We start from the raw sequence: 16,834 nt of genomic DNA on the forward strand, positions 1-16,834 counted from the left end.
ATGCAAGAATGTACTTTGACAATACATGACCATCCCTAATCAGAGTGGGTCAACATGATCAGGAATGATGGGTCAGCATGTGCAGGAATAGTGGGTCAGCATGTGCAGGAATATACAACATGCCTTTAATTCAAGCTTCATGCGGGCGGGCTCGCAATGAAAAGAGTCTTTGCATTTTTCTGTCATCAATAAGTTTTAAGTGTATTACTTCACCATGCCATACCCCGGTACGCCATTAACAGCCAAAGTTCAAATTTCTCAAATTCCTGGAAAATACTTACTTTTGGCGTTAGTAACGTAATACGGCAGTATGATACTTTCATTTGGCAATTCTGATACAGAACAAATATGGATAGGTAACCGGGTAAAAAAATTGCCAATAGAAATTCAAAATATTGGCAGAAGAAAACTCAGGATGCTTAATAACGCAGTTGATATAGCTGATCTAAGGATTCCACCAGCCAATAGATTAGAAAAGCTGTCCGGAAAACTTAAGGATTTTTACAGTATTCGAATAAGTGATCAGTGGAGAATAATATTCAAATGGAAGGCCGGAAACGCTTTTGAAGTTGAAATAATTGACTATCATTAAATTTTACAAAATGGCAAAACTTAAAAATATTCATCCGGGTGAAATCCTTTTAGAAGAATTTCTTATACCTTTTAATATAACTGCTTACAAACTTGCAAAAGATATAGATATCCCTCAAACAAGAGTTTCTGAGATTCTTAAAGGCAACCGCAGAATTACTGCGAATACAGCTTTAAGGCTAAGTAAATACTTTGGCAATTCTGCAAAATTTTGGCTTGGATTACAAGACGACTTTGACATTGAAGAGGAAATATTATCAAAAGGTTCGGCGCTCAAGTCCATTAAAGCATTAAATGCAGAAGTAGCTTAACGGTGTATTGTTGGGTGCTGATGTTCAACTTTTGTACTGCTGCCTGGCAGATTGCTTCACCCGCTGAGCAAACTTGCAGACTTAACCTATTGCGCCGCAATCCAATGTTTTTCTGTATACAATAAAAGAAGCAAATTTCTGAAAAGAAATTTGCTTCTTAAAATTTATTGCTACAACTGTTTACTTTTTCAGCTTAGCAATCAGGTTATTATTGATTGCTTCCAAAAATTCTTCAGTATATAAAAAGTGCTCACCATGCTTTACTTTATTGCCGTGTATGCAAACAGCAAGGTCTTTGGTCATCTTACCACTTTCAACGGTTTCAATACATACCTGCTCCAGTGCTTCGCTAAAATCTATTAAAGGCTGGTTGCCATCTAATTTACCACGGAAGGCAAGACCTCTAGTCCATGCGAATATGGACGCGATGGGGTTGGTAGATGTTGGTTTGCCTGCCTGGTGATCGCGGTAGTGACGGGTAACAGTACCATGCGCTGCTTCTGCTTCCAGCGTTTTTCCGTCAGGTGTTACCAATACAGAGGTCATCAAACCTAAAGAACCAAAACCCTGTGCAACGGTATCGCTTTGTACATCGCCATCATAGTTTTTACAAGCCCAGACAAAATTACCATTCCATTTTAATGCGCTGGCAACCATGTCGTCAATCAGGCGATGTTCGTAAGTTATACCTGCAGCATCAAACTGCGCTTTAAATTCTTTTTCATATATATCCTGGAAAATATCTTTAAATCTTCCATCGTATTTTTTGAGAATGGTATTTTTTGTAGAAAGATATAAAGGCCATTTTTTGCTGAGTGCCATATTAAAACAGCTTCTTGCAAAACCTTTAATACTTTCGTCTGTGTTATACATGGTCATTGCAACACCATCGCCTTTAAAGTTGTATACTTCAAAAGTTTGAGGAGCGCCGCCATCTTCGGGCGTAAAGGTCATAGTAAGTTTACCCTTGCCTTTTATTACGGTATCTGTTGCCCTGTATTGATCACCAAACGCGTGACGCCCAACTATAATAGGTGCAGTCCAGTTGGTTACTAATCTGGGTACATTTTTAATGACTATCGGCTCGCGAAAAACAGTTCCGTCAAGGATATTGCGGATGGTACCGTTAGGACTTTTCCACATTTGCTTAAGATCGAACTCTTTTACCCTTGCTTCATCAGGTGTAATAGTTGCGCATTTAATACCAACACCATACTGTTTAATGGCATTAGCGGCGTCAATCGTTATCTGGTCGTCGGTTTTATCGCGGTATTCAATACCCAGATCGTAATATTTAATATCTATATCCAGGTAGGGCAGGATCAGCTTGTCTTTAATAAATTTCCAGATGATCCTTGTCATTTCATCTCCATCCAGTTCTACTACCGGATTAGCTACTTTTATTTTTTCTGCCATGCCAGTTTTTTTAAGATTAAAATTATTATTTGGACGGCAAATGTACAGTCTTGTAGTTAAAATGGCAAAAGGATATTAAAAGAGAATTATATATAGATTTCTATTGTTATCAGATTGGCATAAAGTTTTCAATACAAGCTAAAAAATACAGGCTTATGATTATAAAAATTGAAAATACACCTGACAATATGATTGGCTTTCAGGCATTGGGAGATGTAACTAAAGAAGATTTTGAAATTAAGGTGCTGCCTGAGGTGAAAGCATTAATAGAAAGAACCGGGAAACTGAATTATTTAATGGTGATTGATACGGCTTTGCAGCATTTTACAGCCGGGGCATGGCTGCAGGATGCTTTGTTGGGTATAAAAAACCTCAGTCTCTGGAATCGTGTAGCCATTTTAAGCGACAGTGAGCCGCTCAAAACATTCACTAATATTTTCAGTATCGTGATGCCGGGAGAATTTCGCGGTTTTTCGAAAGACCAGCTGGAAACAGCGGTAGCCTGGGTGTCTGAGGAAAAGCAATAAATTATGAATAGGGACTACTTTTTCACGCCTCACTTCTGAACAAGCATGCTTTGTATTTTTTGCTTTACTGTTTCAGTGTGAAAAGGCTTTTCAATATAATCATCAGCGCCACACATCAGCGCTGTATTTTTTATATCATTATTACCAGAAATAATTATTACAGGTATATCAGATGTCGCTTTATGATTTTTAAGCGCCTGGCATATATCTCTGCCATCAATACCCTGCATACTCACATCAAGCAAAATCAAATCAGGACGTTCTTCTGAAATCATATTCGCTATATTATGGGCATTATGACTTATCCTTACCCTGAAACCTGATTTCGAAAGCTTCAGTTTAGCCAGCTCCAGCAAATCTTCATCATCGTCTGCAAACAAAATCGATGGATTTGTCAAAGTAGTGTTCGTCATTGTAATTATCTTAACTGTATTCAACCATCTATAGCAGTTCAGCTTTTTCTGTTGCGGTATTTTTTTTATAGATCTCCTCAACGTCTTTCATAAATTTATCAACCTTTTCATCGGCGTATGGTCCAAACGCGTCTACTAAAGTTCCTTTTGCGCCATCAGTGGTTTCTACGGCATAGAGTATACTGTTGTCGGCCGGATCACTTGCTCCTTCAAACCTGTAGAAATTCACTACCTGTATTTGTTCGGGTGTATAAGTTTTGTTTGTTTTAAGCGATTGTAATCCTTCGTCTGTGGCTTTAAAATCTTCTTCGAATCCTTCACTTAAAAGCTTATTCAGGCATAAAGTCAGCGACTTCATATCTTCTGTTGTTGCATTGCGTATCATAATCTTTAATTAATAGTAATTTAAAAAGGGCTGAACCTTTGTTCTTATCATATCACATGCGTGTTCTTGTTCTTCAATTGCAATTTTTCACGAGATATAATAATTACGGCCCAGCCCGATACATTATGCAGGCTGTGCATCCCGCAACATTTTAATCCTGTCGTGAGAGCCTTTCAATTTATTTTTTTGTTCTTCAATTACATGCCTTACATCCGGCGAAAGCCTGTTATCTGTGTCTGCTTTCAGCGCTTCTTTATAGGCTTTTTGTGCGGCGTCTTCGCCATATTCACAGGATTCCAGGATTGCTTTTCTGTCCTTTCCGGAAAATGTTGCTTTTACATCCATCCAAACCCTGTATAGCTTACCGCTAACAGTAGTACTATCTGTAGGAGTGCCACCTTGCTGATTTACATACCTGCTTAATTCATTGGCATAGGTACGGCTTTCAGATGCCAGGCTGTTAAATATAGTGCGTAAATCCTGGTCAACAGCCTCAGTTTCTTTTGCCGCTTTTTCATAACCGGTTGCACGGTCGTTATTAATTTGTATCAGGTCATTTAATACTTCAATATTCTTTTCATTCGTTTTCATAAAATAAATTTCATTGATGATTAAATATGCAATCATTGATTCTGTAAAAGAGAGGAGAAAAACTATGCCAAAGGAGGCTGTTAATGGCTGTTTTGCTTTAATGATGTGGATAACAAAGCCAGGCAGGCTGCTTACGTGTATTATATTCTACAAATTTGTGGTGCAGGATTGCTCAAACCTGCTTGGTATATGAGGGCAAAGTTCTACAGTGAACAAAACAGTTCATCGAAAAAAGTTAGGAGGGAAGCAAATTTAATATTTACTTTGTAATTCAAAGTGCTTTTAAATATTGTATGAAACGTATTGCTCACCATAAAAGGATCATTAGAAGCTGGTGCATTTTCTTCATTATATCCCTTGTATTAAGCGGCATAACTGCTTTTGCGGTTGAAACAGGGCTTTCATGGATTATTACATGGTGGCCGGAGCAAAGCATATTGCATGAATGGCTATATAAGAGTTATGAAGCTGTTCGTGCTACCAATATTAATTATCCATTCATAGCGTATGGTTACGACTGGTTGGCGTTCGGTCATATCGTAATTGCCATATTTTTCATTGGTGTTTTAAAAGACCCGGTTCGGAATGTCTGGGTGATCAAAACAGGGTGTATTGCCTGCGTGCTTGTAATACCGCTTGCTTTGATAGCCGGTCATATAAGACAAATCCCGATTTTCTGGAGGTTAATAGATTGTTCTTTCGGTGTAACCGGCATTATTCCACTTACTATAGTATACAGGAATATTTTACTTCTTGAAAAAATCCAACACAATAACAAATAATGTAAGCAGATGGAAAATTTTGTAGACGAAAAATCGGTTGTAAGAAAGATATGGGGAAGGTCGGATACTATTCTCTTCATTTTTGCAGGCGCTGCTGCAGAATTTGCATTAAATAAAGCGGTTGACTGGTTATATTTTACCGGTAAACTACCCGCAGATCCGATAGGCAGGTTGTTTTCTACCGTTGGTTATGCACGCCAGATCATTTTTGCCGATAAGGATGCTGCTCATGCTGCCATAGATAAAATGAATACTATTCATCAGGCGGTAGAAAAGGGAAGGGGCGCTCAAATTCCTGAATGGGCTTACCGTGATGTTTTGTTTATGCTGATTTATTATTCTGTTGCTTCATTTGAATTGCTGGAACGAAAATTAACAGACAGGGAAAAAGAAGAAGTGCTGCAGGTTTTTCTGAAAGTTGGAGAAAGAATGCAGGTAAAGGATTTGCCGGTAAACTATAGCGCATGGCAGCAAATGCATGCAGCGCAATTAGAAGATGATCTTCAAAGAAGCAGGTATACAGATGACCTGTTTAAACAATATAAAAAGCACCTGGGAATTTTCCGCTACTTTGTTTTAAAAGAAGTGCAAAGTTTACTTGCCCCGCACACGGTGAAAAGATTGCTGAGTTTAAATGGTGGTTATGTTGTAAAACCGATATTGCCCCTTTACAGGTTCTGCAGAAAAATACAATGCGCCCAACCAATACAGGATTTACTGATGCCTTCTGCATATAAACATCAATTGAAGCAATTAAATTACAATACCGCAACATATGCTGGCAGTATATTATAGCACATCCCGCCTGTGCAGGAATTAGAGAACAAGCGGTTGAATAATCCCCCTTTGATTCAGTGCTGATAGTAAAATACAAACACTCTCGCCCGTCTTTTCGAATCCTGCCCTAATTAAGATTTAATTAAAAGTATGTTGCACAATAGTACCAGTGTTCAACAATAGCACTAATGCTCAACACAGCATCATGGTTTGTTATGCCGAGGCACGAGGCATCTGCATAAGATTGCCATATACGCGAAAATTTGAAATACACTCAACCCCAGCCATCTATGTAAAATCTTTATTTATCACATACCTTTATCATATAATGAAGCATATGGTAAAAGTTGGTGATTACAATATACTCCCGGTTTCCCGTATCGTTGATCCCGGAGCCTATCTTGATGATGGGGCAGATGGTATTCTGCTTCCCAAAAGATTTATGCCGCTGGATATAAAAAGAGGTGATGAAATTAAAGTGTTTGTATACCACGATTCTGAAGGAAGACTGATTGCAACCACCCAAAAACCCTTTGGCGTTGTAGGCGATATAGTGCTATTGAAAGTGGTGTCTGAAACGCCGCATGGTGCTTTTATGGACTGGGGGCTGATGAAGGATATTTTTGTTCCTAAGTCGCAGCAGCGATCAAGAATGTATAAGGATGAAAGCTATCTGGTGAAAATATATATAGACGAAAAAACGGGTAGGGTAGCAGCTACTGAAAAGATTGATTTCTTTTTAAGCAACGAGAATTTAACCGTGAAACAGAAAGATGAAGTTGACCTGCTGGTATACCGGAAAAGTGATTTAGGATTTGTAGTCATCATCAATAATATACATACCGGTGTTATACATTTCAGTGATGTGTTCCGCGATCTTGAACCCGGAGAAAAACTGAAAGGATTTATAAAATTCATTACCCCGGATAATAAAATTGATGTGGTTCCCGGAAAAGCAGGGTATGAAAAAGTGAGTGATGAAACTACAAAGATACTCCGGCTCCTTAATGATAACAATGGTTACCTGCCGTATAATGACAAATCTGATCCTGATGATATTTATGCCTTTTTCGGAATGAGCAAGAAAACATTTAAAATGACATTGGGTAATTTATATAAACAGCGTAAGATTAGTTTTACTACAACAGGCGTAAAGTTGGAGGAAAATGGAGAAGGGTAGAAGTGAGGGTTGAAGGTGTAAGGTGTAAGGTGTGAGGTAGGAGGCATAAGTGTTTGAAAAATCCTGAAGGGATGTTATGATTATAGAAAGAAAGTTCATTGATTATTTTGAAAGTAAACCTCGAAAAGGTGGCAAAAACATTGTGATAGTAAAATGAAAATTAAAGTTATAATAACCGGCGCAACCGGGATGGTAGGCGAGGGCGTGTTGCAGGAATGCATCGTTAAACCCGCAGTGGAAAAAATATTACTAATTAACAGGAAACCTGCCGGCTATGCTCATCCCAAAATTGAAGAAATACTACATAGTAATTTCAATGATATTTCTTCTATAGTTGAAAAAACAAAGGGATATGATGCCTGCTATTTTTGTTCAGGTGTTTCTTCTGTAGGCATGAGTGAGGAAAAATATACCAAACTAACTTATGACCTCACATTGAATTTTGCAAAAGCATTGTCGCCTGTTAATCCGCAAATGGTATTTTGTTATGTTTCTGGCGCCGGAACAGACAGCACGGAAAATGGAAGGCAAATGTGGGCACGCGTAAAAGGTAAAACTGAAAATGATTTAATGAAGCTTCCGTTTAAAGCAGTGTATAATTTTCGTCCTGCATTTATGAAGCCAACAAAAGGCGCGAAAAATATAAAGGGTTTTTATAAAGTTATTAATGTGCTTTTTCCAGTATTCAGGATTTTCAGCCACTCTTATTTTCTAACGCTTGAAGAAGTAGGCAGGGCAATGATCAATCTTGCTTTGCACGGATATGATAAGCATGTTCTTGAAATAAAAGATATTTATACGCTTTCAAAGGGATGAGAGACTCCCGGTGTCAGTGATTTTGCTTTTAAAAAACTTTAAGGTAATCTTCATTCTCGAACTTGCAAGAGATTGCTTCGCCCGCCGCAAAATACCTTTAACTCAAATCTTCATGCAGGCGGGCTCACAATGACGGAGTAGGGGCGTATCGTCATATCGAGTACCAAACCTGATTCAGGAGAAATATAAAGATGACATTTGCTTTCTTTCTACAAACAGTTGGCCGCTATGCGGCAGGATGCCCGGTTACAGCTTATAAATTCCCGGCTTACCGGTTGCATTATTCACTGGTTATTTCACGGAGGTACACGAAGGCTACACAAAGAACCACAAAGCATAATAAAACGCTCTGTGTAACTTTGTGTATCCTTCGTGGCGCTTTGTGTAGCAAGTCCTGTTTCGCCGATGCGAACACCGGAATTCGTGGCAGGAAATATATCAGGGGTTATTTAAAAATAACTTCGGGCATGCCCAATACGCAGAATGGAATACAGATAAAACGGATATGGTGGATATTTACGGAATGTATCGGTGTTTATCAGTATCATCAGTGTATTCCGTGGCTATTCTATAAAAAGTATTTGTTGTAATGCTAAATCATTATACACACGGCGCAACGCAGGAAACCTGTTTTTCAATTCATCCGTAATGATGTCATTTACTTTCGGTGAGAAAAGTTCTCTCCCGCCATAAGATACCTTCAGTTCAGTTTTTATGAGAGGCGATCGAATACTGGAATGTTTATCTTTTGACACTAAAATATCTTTTTAAAAGCGAAATTTCTGCTCTTAGTGCTATTCACCTGCCTGGATAATTATTTTTTAAATATTTTCGCTGCATGCATACCGGTAGACGTTACAGTCCTTATGAATTTTTCAGGTGGACATTGCGGGATACACTGCTGCTGCTTTGTATAGCCACGGTGCCGACAGTTCTGTATGTGATGGGTTTTCATTTTATCGCCTTGCCCTGGCCGCCAATCGCCATCCTTGGCACAGCACTGGCATTTATTGTAGGATTTAAAAATAACGCCAGCTATGGCAGAATATGGGAAGCCCGCCAGATATACGGCGCTATTATAAATGATAGCAGGAGTTTTGGCTACACCTTACGGGATGCGCTGGGTAAAGAATCTGCCGTGGTTAAGAAAATGTTTTATCGCCATTTTGCCTGGCTTACCGTGTTACGCTTTCAACTGCGTGAGCCACGCAGTTGGGAAAACATGCGCCGCAGCAGCAACCGGCAATATAAGAAGGGCAGGTATATTGTTCCTGAATGGGAAACTAAAGCAGAAGATGAGCTTGGAAAATATTTACCGGCAGATGAGCTGCAATACCTTCTTTCTAAAAAAAACAGGGCTACGCAGCTGATAGCTCTGCAGTCGGAAACCCTGGCGGAATTAAAGCAATCCGGTGTTATTAATGATTTTCAGTGGAAAGAACTGCAGGATGGCATTATTAAATTGACGGATAACCAGGGTAAAGCTGAGCGGATCAAGAATTTTCCCTATCCAAGGAATTTCGGTTCTGTGGCCACATATCTTATGTTCATTTTTGTAACGCTGTTGCCTTTCGGGCTTTTAAAAGAATGCAGCAAAATAGGAGACGGAACATTGCTGGAAGGCTACACCATCTGGTTTAATATTCCTTTTTCAGCTATTGTTGCATGGGTTTTTCACGTGCTGGATACTATTGGTGAAAGCTCGGTAAATCCCTTTGAAGGCAGCGCCAATGATGTGCCGATCACACAGATAAGCCGCACCATTGAAATTGATATGCGTGATATGCTTAACGAAACCCCGCTTCCTGAGCCAATTGTGGCTCAGCATAATATTGTATTATAGCTATTGGATAGTAAATGTTGTTCCAAATCGCAATATTCCTGAATAGACCACGGGTAATTCTTCCCCCGTACTCCGGCAATATTCTGTTTTAAGGATAGTGTCACCCTCCAATTGTGCAAGGGAAAAATGAGGGCAGCAACAAATGCTGGTAATTTTAATAGTTTTATATACAGCTTACAACTTTGATAAAATGTAAGCGTAAGTGCTGCCGGTCAGCCTGCTGTTTTACTCTTCTCCGCCCAGCAGTTCCCTTTCCACCTCCTCCATCTGCACAATATCCCAAGCCTCGCTTTCTGTAGGGGTATAGTTTAGGATATCCAGTAAATCGGCTTCCTTAAACACATCCTTTACGGCCTGCTGCATCCCGCAAATCACGAAGGATCTGCCCTGTTCGTAGGCATTTTGCTGTTGCTCAGCTATAAAAACCGCCACAGCCTGATCAATTTTTTCTACAGGCGCCAGGTTCAGAACAATATGTTTAACATGATTTTCTGTAACTTCATTCAACTTTTCGCGTATTTCTTCTGTCATATTAGCAGATATTGAAGGCTGAATTATCGTTATGACATGAAATTTTTCCTTGGTATCTATTTTGACGTTCATAAACGAGTTCTTTTGATAGATTGATTTTATGAGCAATGAGTTTACCGCTATTCATTACTTGCCTGAATATGTAAATGGTGTTTAAAGTTACCGGGTTCCGCTTTTCTAATAAGGAGCCCTCAAATCTTTAGTTGTCTACATATTGTGTTCAGCACAATAATTCACACACCTTCAATGTTCTATTTATCAGAAGTCAAAATTATTCGTTATTATTGTACAGATCACTTTTAAAATGTATTAAATGGATAATAATTTTTCTACCCAGGTAAAAGAAATTATTTCTTTCAGCAGGGAGGAAGCTTTGAGGTTGGGAAATGATTTTATTGGAACGGAGCATTTGTTATTGGGATTGATCAGGGAAGGGGAAAATATGGCGGTTAAGATTTTGAAGAACCTGAATGTTGACCTTTATGAACTTCGCAAAGAAGTGGAATTGGCGGTTAAAGATAAAACCGGAAAGAATATAGCTAATATTAATAGTCTGCCTTTAACCAAACAAGCCGAAAAAGTAATAAGGGTTACAGTTCTTGAAGCTAAAGCGCTGAAAAGCCCCACTGTAGAAACCGAGCACCTGATGCTTTCGATTTTAAAAAACAAAGAGAATATTGCTACTCAGATTTTAAACCAGTTTGATGTAGACTATGATCTTTTTAAAAACGAATTAGGTATGGTTAAAAGCAACGATGTACGCAGCGAGTATACAGACGATGCCGATGATGATTTTGACGATGAAAAGAAAAGCTATCAGCAAAAATCAAAATCACAGGCAGCCAATGCAAAAAGCAAAACGCCTGTATTGGATAATTTCGGACGTGATATTACCCGCCTGGCAGAAATGGGCACATTAGACCCGATTGTAGGCAGGGAAGAAGAGATTGAAAGAGTATCGCAAATACTTTCACGCCGTAAAAAGAATAACCCTATTCTTATTGGAGAGCCTGGTGTTGGTAAAACAGCCATTGTTGAGGGGCTTGCATTAAGGATAGTGCAAAGAAAAGTATCAAGAGTATTGTTTGATAAAAGAGTGGTTTCATTAGATCTTGCAGCGCTGGTGGCAGGTACAAAATATCGCGGTCAGTTTGAAGAAAGAATGAAAGCCATTATGAATGAACTGGAGAAAAACCGTGATGTGATTTTATTCATAGATGAGATTCACACTATTGTGGGTGCCGGTGGCGCCAGCGGTTCTCTCGATGCATCCAATATATTTAAGCCTGCACTTGCCCGTGGTGAATTGCAGTGCATAGGCGCCTCTACCCTTGATGAATACCGTATGTATATTGAAAAAGACGGTGCGCTCGACAGGAGGTTCCAGAAAGTGCTGGTTGATCCGCCAAGCGTGGATGAAACCATCCAGATATTGCAGAATATCAAGCCTAAATACGAAGACTATCACAACGTGACATATTCAGAAGATGCTATTGATGCTTGTGTAAAGCTCAGTGACCGGTATGTTACTGACAGACTGTTGCCGGATAAAGCTATTGATGTAATGGATGAGGTGGGAGCAAGGGTGCATTTGAAAAACATTAATGTGCCTAACGAAATAGTGGAGCTGGAAAAGAAGATTGAAGATATTAAGCAGGAAAAAAACAAGGTGGTAAAAAGCCAGCGTTTTGAAGAAGCTGCTTCTTTAAGAGATAATGAAAAGCGTTTGCAGGAAGACCTGGAAAAAGCAAAAGCGCAATGGGAAGAAGAAAGCAAACACAAACGGTATCCTATAGACGAAGAAGCTATTGCTGAAGTAGTGAGTATGATGACCGGTATTCCGGTGAAGAGAATGGTGCAGGCTGAAACAGAGAAATTGCGCAGGATGGCAGATGATCTGAAAGGCGCTGTTATAGGTCAGGACGAAGCGATTGTGAAAGTGGTAAAAGCCATTCAGCGTAACCGCGTAGGTCTGAAAGATCCTAAAAAACCAATCGGAACATTTATTTTCCTGGGCCCTACAGGTGTTGGTAAAACCGAGTTGGCACGTGCGCTGGCTAAATATATGTTCGACTCTGAAGATGCATTGATCCGCATTGATATGAGTGAATACATGGAAAAGTTCACCGTAAGCCGTTTGATTGGTGCGCCTCCCGGATATGTAGGTTATGAAGAAGGTGGCCAGTTAACAGAACGTGTTCGCCGTAAACCATACAGCGTGGTATTGCTGGATGAAATTGAAAAAGCGCATCCTGATATCTATAACATTCTTTTACAGGTACTGGATGATGGTCAGTTGACTGATGGATTAGGCAGGAAAGTTGACTTCAAGAATACGCTTATCATCATGACATCAAATATTGGTGTACGCCAGTTAAAAGATTTTGGTGAAGGTGTAGGTTTTGCAACCGCGGCACGCCAGCAAAGCGCTGATGAAAATAACAAAGCGGTTATTGAAAAAGCGTTGAAGCGTACATTCAGTCCTGAGTTTTTAAACAGGATTGATGATGTGATGATATTCAATACGCTTACGCAGGAGCATATCTTCCAGATCATTGATATTTTAATGAAAGGCGTGATGAAGCGTCTGAGCAGCCTCGGATTTTCCCTGGAGCTTACAGAAGAAGCCAAAAAGTTCATATCAGAAAAAGGATATGATCAGCAGTTTGGCGCACGTCCGCTGCACAGGGCAATACAAAAGTATCTTGAAGATCCGCTTGCAGAAGAGATATTGAATATGAATGTGAAAGCAGGCGATATATTAATCGCTGATCTTAATGCCGACAAGTCGCAGTTAACGTTTACGTTAAAAGGTGAAGGCAAAAAAGAAAAATCTGAAGCGTAGTATTTTTTGAATAGAATGAATATAAGAGGTTGTCTGAATGAAGGCAGCCTCTTTTTTTAGTGAATGGTATAGGTTTGTGATTTATGGCTTATAGTTTATAGTTTATGGTTTGTGGTTTGTCGTTTGCATATAACCATAAACCACAAACTACAAACCTCAAACTCCCCCTCCCTTCTTTTTTTCGCATACTATACCTATTTTGCATCAGCATTCATGAAAAAAATTATCATTACTATAGATGGCTGGTCTTCGTGCGGAAAAAGCACGTTGGCGAAGCAGTTGGCCAAAGAGCTGAACTATGTATATATTGATAGCGGAGCTATGTATCGTGCCATTACCTTATACTTTTTGCGTAATTCCATTGACTGGAAAAAAGAAAAGGCTGTAAAAGAAGCTTTGCAAAACATACAACTCGAATTCAGGACAAACGATGTGACTAAGAAAACAGAGATATACCTGAATGATGAAAATGTAGAATATATTATTCGTGACCTGGTGGTTGCTGAAAAAGTGAGTGAGGTAGCTGCTATAAAACAGGTACGTGATTTTGCCGTGGCTCAGCAGCGAAAAATGGGTGGGAAAAAGGGTATCGTAATGGATGGAAGAGATATTGGTACCGTTGTTTTTCCCAAAGCAGAATTAAAAATATTTATGACTGCTGATAATGCCATAAGGGTTGAGCGGAGGTTTAAAGAATTGTTTGCACAAAACCCTAATATCACCATTGAAGAAGTAAAGAATAATCTCGAAATGAGGGATTATATAGATTCACACCGTGAAGTAAGTCCCTTACGACAGGCAGAAGACGCGATGATACTGGATAATTCCAATATTACTCAGGAGCAGCAATTGAAGAAGGCATTGGAGTGGGTAAAAGAGAGAGCCTGAATGCTTGCTGGTTATAACAGTTAAAGAAAAAGATAATGCGAATAATTGTTTTATTCACAATATTAATTTGTTCCGTCAGGAGCGAAGCTCAAATGTATATTCTTTCTAATGAGCAGGTGGTATTTTCTTTTCAAACCATAACCGGAAAGGAGGTAATAGTTGCAAAAGATACCGGTAATAAATATTTGGTCTATAGATTTGGTACTGGCGGTAATATTGAATTTGAATTTCCGGGTAGCAAAGAGCATAGTTGGGACAAGTTTGAATATTCATTTTACCTGAGAGGCGGCGGCAGGCAAAACGAAGGCATGGACCTTAATTATTTGCAATTCACAAATGAAGGATATAAGTATGTTGTTTACAATACATACTTCGCATCTGATAATAAAAGTAGGGTTGGAGTAAAGGTTATTCAATTGAGCAATAACAAAATCATTAATATACAGGGTTTGGTAAAATCCCGGAAAGGTAGTTTGGGTGATTTCAGGAATAATGAAAAAATACGGCAGGGAGATGAGTTGTTTGATTAAATTCCCCAATTATTCAACATAGCGAGGCATTATATGGTTTTTTCGGTCATTTCAAATACCTTTGCGGTCGTTTTAAAAGAAGCCGTTAAAAGTTTCAATTAACTAATTATCAATCAACTAATTAACTTTCTCAAATATGCCAGGCGCATTAAAAGAGGTTCGTAATCGTATAAAATCAGTACAAAGTACACAGCAAATTACCAAAGCCATGAAAATGGTGAGCGCGGCAAAGCTGCGTCGTGCCCAGGATGCTATTATCCAAATGCGTCCTTATGCACAGAAGCTGCAGGAAATGCTGAGCAATATCGTGAGTAATACAGATGGCGATACCGGCGCTGATCTTGCGGTAGAGCGTACCCCTGAAAAAGTGTTATTGATTGTAATTTCTTCCGACAGGGGATTATGTGGCGCTTACAATGCCAATATCATCAAATCTGCCCGTAATGTGGCGCAGGAAAAATATCCCAGACAACTTGCAAAGGGCAATGTTATTGTTTGGCCGATTGGCAAAAAAGCATACGATTATTTTCAGAAAGCTAAATGGACTGTAATTGATAAGTATAGAGATATATTTCTTTCTCTTTCTTTTGAACATGTGCAGGAAGTAGCCCAGTCTGCTATTGAAGCCTTTTCCAAAAAAGAATTTGATTTGGTGGAGGTTGTGTACAGCGAATTCAGGAATGCAGCTACACAGCGTTTTGTAGTGGAAAGATTTTTGCCTATTCCTAAAGTAGAAAACAAAGGCAATACCACAAAGGCTGATTTTATTTTTGAGCCTGATAAACAAACGCTGATTGCAGAACTGATGCCGAAAATATTAAATACACAATTATATAAAGCTGTGCTTGATGCCAATGCCAGCGAACACGGCGCAAGAATGACGGCGATGGATAAAGCCAGTGAAAACGCAAATGAGCTGTTGAAAGGTTTGAAAATTTCTTATAACCGTGCACGCCAGGCTGCTATTACAACCGAGCTTACCGAAATTGTAAGTGGCGCGGCAGCATTACAGGGATAACCTGGATATTGGCATAATAATGAAATGAATTATGCCCGGCACGATTTTTTGAGTTTATATATTTGAGTTAGCCTCTCATGGAAATTTCACAGATCATACCACATATAGAAGCATTGATATTTGCCAGTGAAAAGCCTTTAACAAGTCTTGAACTGGCTGATCTTGTAAACCAGGCTTTGGGTTTTATTGAAGACCGGGCTACTATGGACCAGGTTGATTCAGCCATACAGGGCATTCGCGAAAAATACGCCAGTGAATTTTATCCTTTTGAAGTAAGGCAGAGTGGGGGAGGATGGCAATTTCTTACCAAAGCAGAATACCATAAAACCATTGGTCAATTAAATGGTGATAAGTTTTTAAAACGGCTTTCAGCCGCAGCAATGGAAACACTTGCCATTATTGCTTATAAGCAGCCTATCACAAAGGGAGAAGTTGAGGCCATACGCGGAGTAAACTGCGATTATGTTGTGCAAAAACTTTTGGAAAAAGATCTTGTGGTTATTACCGGCAGAAATGAAGCGCTTCCTGGTAAGCCATTGATATATGCTACCTCAAAATCCTTTATGGATTATTTTGGTATCAACTCTGCTGATGATCTTCCTAAAATAAAAGAAATATTGGCTGAACAGGTTGTAGAGCCAACATTGGTAAATGCTGAACATTTTGAGGTAGAAGCCGAGAGTAATTTAAGAGTAGGGGAAAATGGTGAATTGCTGGAGAAACAACTGGATGAGGCGCAGCCCTATGATAATGTGATTACTGATGATAGTAACATCACCAATGAGCAGGATAATAGCGAAATGGATGATGATAATACTGATCAAACGCAGGAAGATGATAATACTAGTAAGGATGAATAGTTGAGATTTCCTACAGGTATAAAATAAGATACAGGAGCCCCCGGTTAACGGGCGGCTTTTTTATTTTTAAATTTCTGTCGGATATGTATGAATTGCAGTTCTATCCTTTATTTACATGATATTATTTTTTTATTAACTAAGTATAATTTGCATTTTATTCTGAAGTTTAAATAAAAGTTAAGCCGGGAATTACATATTTTTGCTTTCATACGATGAAAAAAATCATTGCAATATTTTTATTATTGCTTTTTACCTTCCAGAGTTTTTCTTACGAGGTGATAAGCTTTGTTTTTTCTAAAGGCTATGTTTTAGAAGAAAAATGTTGTAACACATCCTGTAATGAGGATGCTGTGAATAAGGCTGTTAAAGCCGATAGTATAACTGAACCGTCAAACTACAGGTTTCAGTTCCAGGGTTTGGCAAATGAAGACATGGCGTTGCGTGTTATTGCACAAGAGCCTCTTCTTTCTCACCTCTATTTCGAAATAACTGTCCCGCCTCCCAATTGTTTTGCGTAATAAGATAGGTTC

The 16,834-nt window shown here is 39.0% G+C and carries 20 protein-coding genes; 15 read left to right on the plus strand and 5 right to left on the minus strand.

What is annotated here, in order from left to right; genetic code table 11:
* Positions 1-310 precede the first annotated feature (310 nt).
* Positions 311-592 carry a type II toxin-antitoxin system RelE/ParE family toxin gene (locus DC498_RS23200; RefSeq protein ID WP_116876546.1) on the plus strand — a complete coding sequence of 94 codons (282 nt, stop codon included), beginning with the start codon at positions 311-313 and terminating at the stop codon, positions 590-592.
* Between the two features lie 10 nt (positions 593-602).
* Positions 603-902, plus strand: coding sequence for a HigA family addiction module antitoxin (locus tag DC498_RS23205; RefSeq protein ID WP_116876600.1), 300 nt, complete (start codon positions 603-605; stop codon positions 900-902).
* 180 nt (positions 903-1,082) lie between these two features.
* Here DC498_RS23205 and DC498_RS23210 read toward each other — a convergent pair whose 3' ends face one another.
* Entirely contained in the window at positions 1,083-2,318 is a 1,236-nt protein-coding gene (locus DC498_RS23210; protein ID WP_116876547.1) for an isocitrate dehydrogenase (NADP(+)), read from the minus strand.
* A gap of 155 nt (positions 2,319-2,473) precedes the next feature.
* Here DC498_RS23210 and DC498_RS23215 point away from each other — a divergent pair, with 155 nt between their 5' ends.
* A complete protein-coding gene (locus tag DC498_RS23215; protein ID WP_116876548.1) occupies positions 2,474-2,845 on the plus strand; it encodes an STAS/SEC14 domain-containing protein in 372 nt (123 codons plus the stop codon).
* Between the two features lie 29 nt (positions 2,846-2,874).
* Here DC498_RS23215 and DC498_RS23220 read toward each other — a convergent pair whose 3' ends face one another.
* The 3 genes from DC498_RS23220 to DC498_RS23230 all read right to left on the minus strand — a co-directional run bounded on the left by DC498_RS23220 (position 2,875) and on the right by DC498_RS23230 (position 4,234).
* On the minus strand, positions 2,875-3,258 hold the full coding sequence (locus DC498_RS23220) for a response regulator (protein ID WP_116876549.1): 384 nt from the start codon (positions 3,256-3,258) through the stop codon (positions 2,875-2,877).
* A gap of 28 nt (positions 3,259-3,286) precedes the next feature.
* Positions 3,287-3,643: a hypothetical protein gene (locus tag DC498_RS23225; RefSeq protein ID WP_206197731.1), complete on the minus strand. Its 357-nt coding sequence runs from the start codon at positions 3,641-3,643 to the stop codon at positions 3,287-3,289.
* Positions 3,644-3,766: 123 nt separating this feature from the next.
* A complete protein-coding gene (locus DC498_RS23230) occupies positions 3,767-4,234 on the minus strand; it encodes a PA2169 family four-helix-bundle protein (RefSeq protein WP_116876602.1) in 468 nt (155 codons plus the stop codon).
* Between the two features lie 16 nt (positions 4,235-4,250).
* Here DC498_RS23230 and DC498_RS26275 point away from each other — a divergent pair, with 16 nt between their 5' ends.
* From DC498_RS26275 to DC498_RS23265, 6 genes are all read left to right on the plus strand, one after another.
* Positions 4,251-4,427, plus strand: coding sequence for a hypothetical protein (locus tag DC498_RS26275; protein WP_165813941.1), 177 nt, complete (start codon positions 4,251-4,253; stop codon positions 4,425-4,427).
* 100 nt (positions 4,428-4,527) lie between these two features.
* The gene (locus tag DC498_RS23235) at positions 4,528-5,016 is read left to right on the plus strand and encodes a hypothetical protein (RefSeq protein ID WP_116876550.1); all 489 of its coding nucleotides are present in this window, start codon (positions 4,528-4,530) and stop codon (positions 5,014-5,016) included.
* Positions 5,017-5,025: 9 nt separating this feature from the next.
* Positions 5,026-5,811 carry an oxygenase MpaB family protein gene (locus DC498_RS23240; protein ID WP_116876551.1) on the plus strand — a complete coding sequence of 262 codons (786 nt, stop codon included), beginning with the start codon at positions 5,026-5,028 and terminating at the stop codon, positions 5,809-5,811.
* 319 nt (positions 5,812-6,130) lie between these two features.
* A complete protein-coding gene (locus tag DC498_RS23245; protein ID WP_116876603.1) occupies positions 6,131-6,973 on the plus strand; it encodes a CvfB family protein in 843 nt (280 codons plus the stop codon).
* A 153-nt stretch (positions 6,974-7,126) separates the two neighbouring features.
* Positions 7,127-7,789: an NAD-dependent epimerase/dehydratase family protein gene (locus tag DC498_RS23250; RefSeq protein ID WP_116876552.1), complete on the plus strand. Its 663-nt coding sequence runs from the start codon at positions 7,127-7,129 to the stop codon at positions 7,787-7,789.
* Positions 7,790-8,627: 838 nt separating this feature from the next.
* Entirely contained in the window at positions 8,628-9,632 is a 1,005-nt protein-coding gene (locus DC498_RS23265) for a bestrophin family protein (protein WP_116876555.1), read from the plus strand.
* 225 nt (positions 9,633-9,857) lie between these two features.
* Here DC498_RS23265 and DC498_RS23270 read toward each other — a convergent pair whose 3' ends face one another.
* Entirely contained in the window at positions 9,858-10,235 is a 378-nt protein-coding gene (locus DC498_RS23270; protein ID WP_116876556.1) for an STAS domain-containing protein, read from the minus strand.
* A 241-nt stretch (positions 10,236-10,476) separates the two neighbouring features.
* Between DC498_RS23270 and DC498_RS23275 the strand changes: the two genes are divergently transcribed.
* The 6 genes from DC498_RS23275 (at position 10,477) to DC498_RS23300 (ending at position 16,822) form a co-directional block, all read left to right on the plus strand.
* Positions 10,477-13,008: an ATP-dependent Clp protease ATP-binding subunit gene (locus tag DC498_RS23275; RefSeq protein WP_116876557.1), complete on the plus strand. Its 2,532-nt coding sequence runs from the start codon at positions 10,477-10,479 to the stop codon at positions 13,006-13,008.
* Between the two features lie 213 nt (positions 13,009-13,221).
* Positions 13,222-13,896, plus strand: a complete 675-nt coding sequence (gene cmk, locus DC498_RS23280; protein WP_116876558.1) for a (d)CMP kinase — start codon at positions 13,222-13,224, stop codon at positions 13,894-13,896.
* A gap of 35 nt (positions 13,897-13,931) precedes the next feature.
* Positions 13,932-14,426, plus strand: coding sequence for a hypothetical protein (locus DC498_RS23285; protein WP_133176960.1), 495 nt, complete (start codon positions 13,932-13,934; stop codon positions 14,424-14,426).
* Between the two features lie 136 nt (positions 14,427-14,562).
* On the plus strand, positions 14,563-15,444 hold the full coding sequence (gene atpG / locus DC498_RS23290; protein ID WP_116876560.1) for an ATP synthase F1 subunit gamma: 882 nt from the start codon (positions 14,563-14,565) through the stop codon (positions 15,442-15,444).
* Positions 15,445-15,521: 77 nt separating this feature from the next.
* Positions 15,522-16,304: an SMC-Scp complex subunit ScpB gene (scpB, locus tag DC498_RS23295; RefSeq protein ID WP_116876561.1), complete on the plus strand. Its 783-nt coding sequence runs from the start codon at positions 15,522-15,524 to the stop codon at positions 16,302-16,304.
* A 212-nt stretch (positions 16,305-16,516) separates the two neighbouring features.
* A complete protein-coding gene (locus tag DC498_RS23300; protein ID WP_116876562.1) occupies positions 16,517-16,822 on the plus strand; it encodes a hypothetical protein in 306 nt (101 codons plus the stop codon).
* Positions 16,823-16,834: the final 12 nt, after the last annotated feature.

Origin of the sequence: Terrimonas sp., from assembly GCF_003075435.1 — a bacterium.
Taxonomy (GTDB): domain Bacteria; phylum Bacteroidota; class Bacteroidia; order Chitinophagales; family Chitinophagaceae; genus Agriterribacter.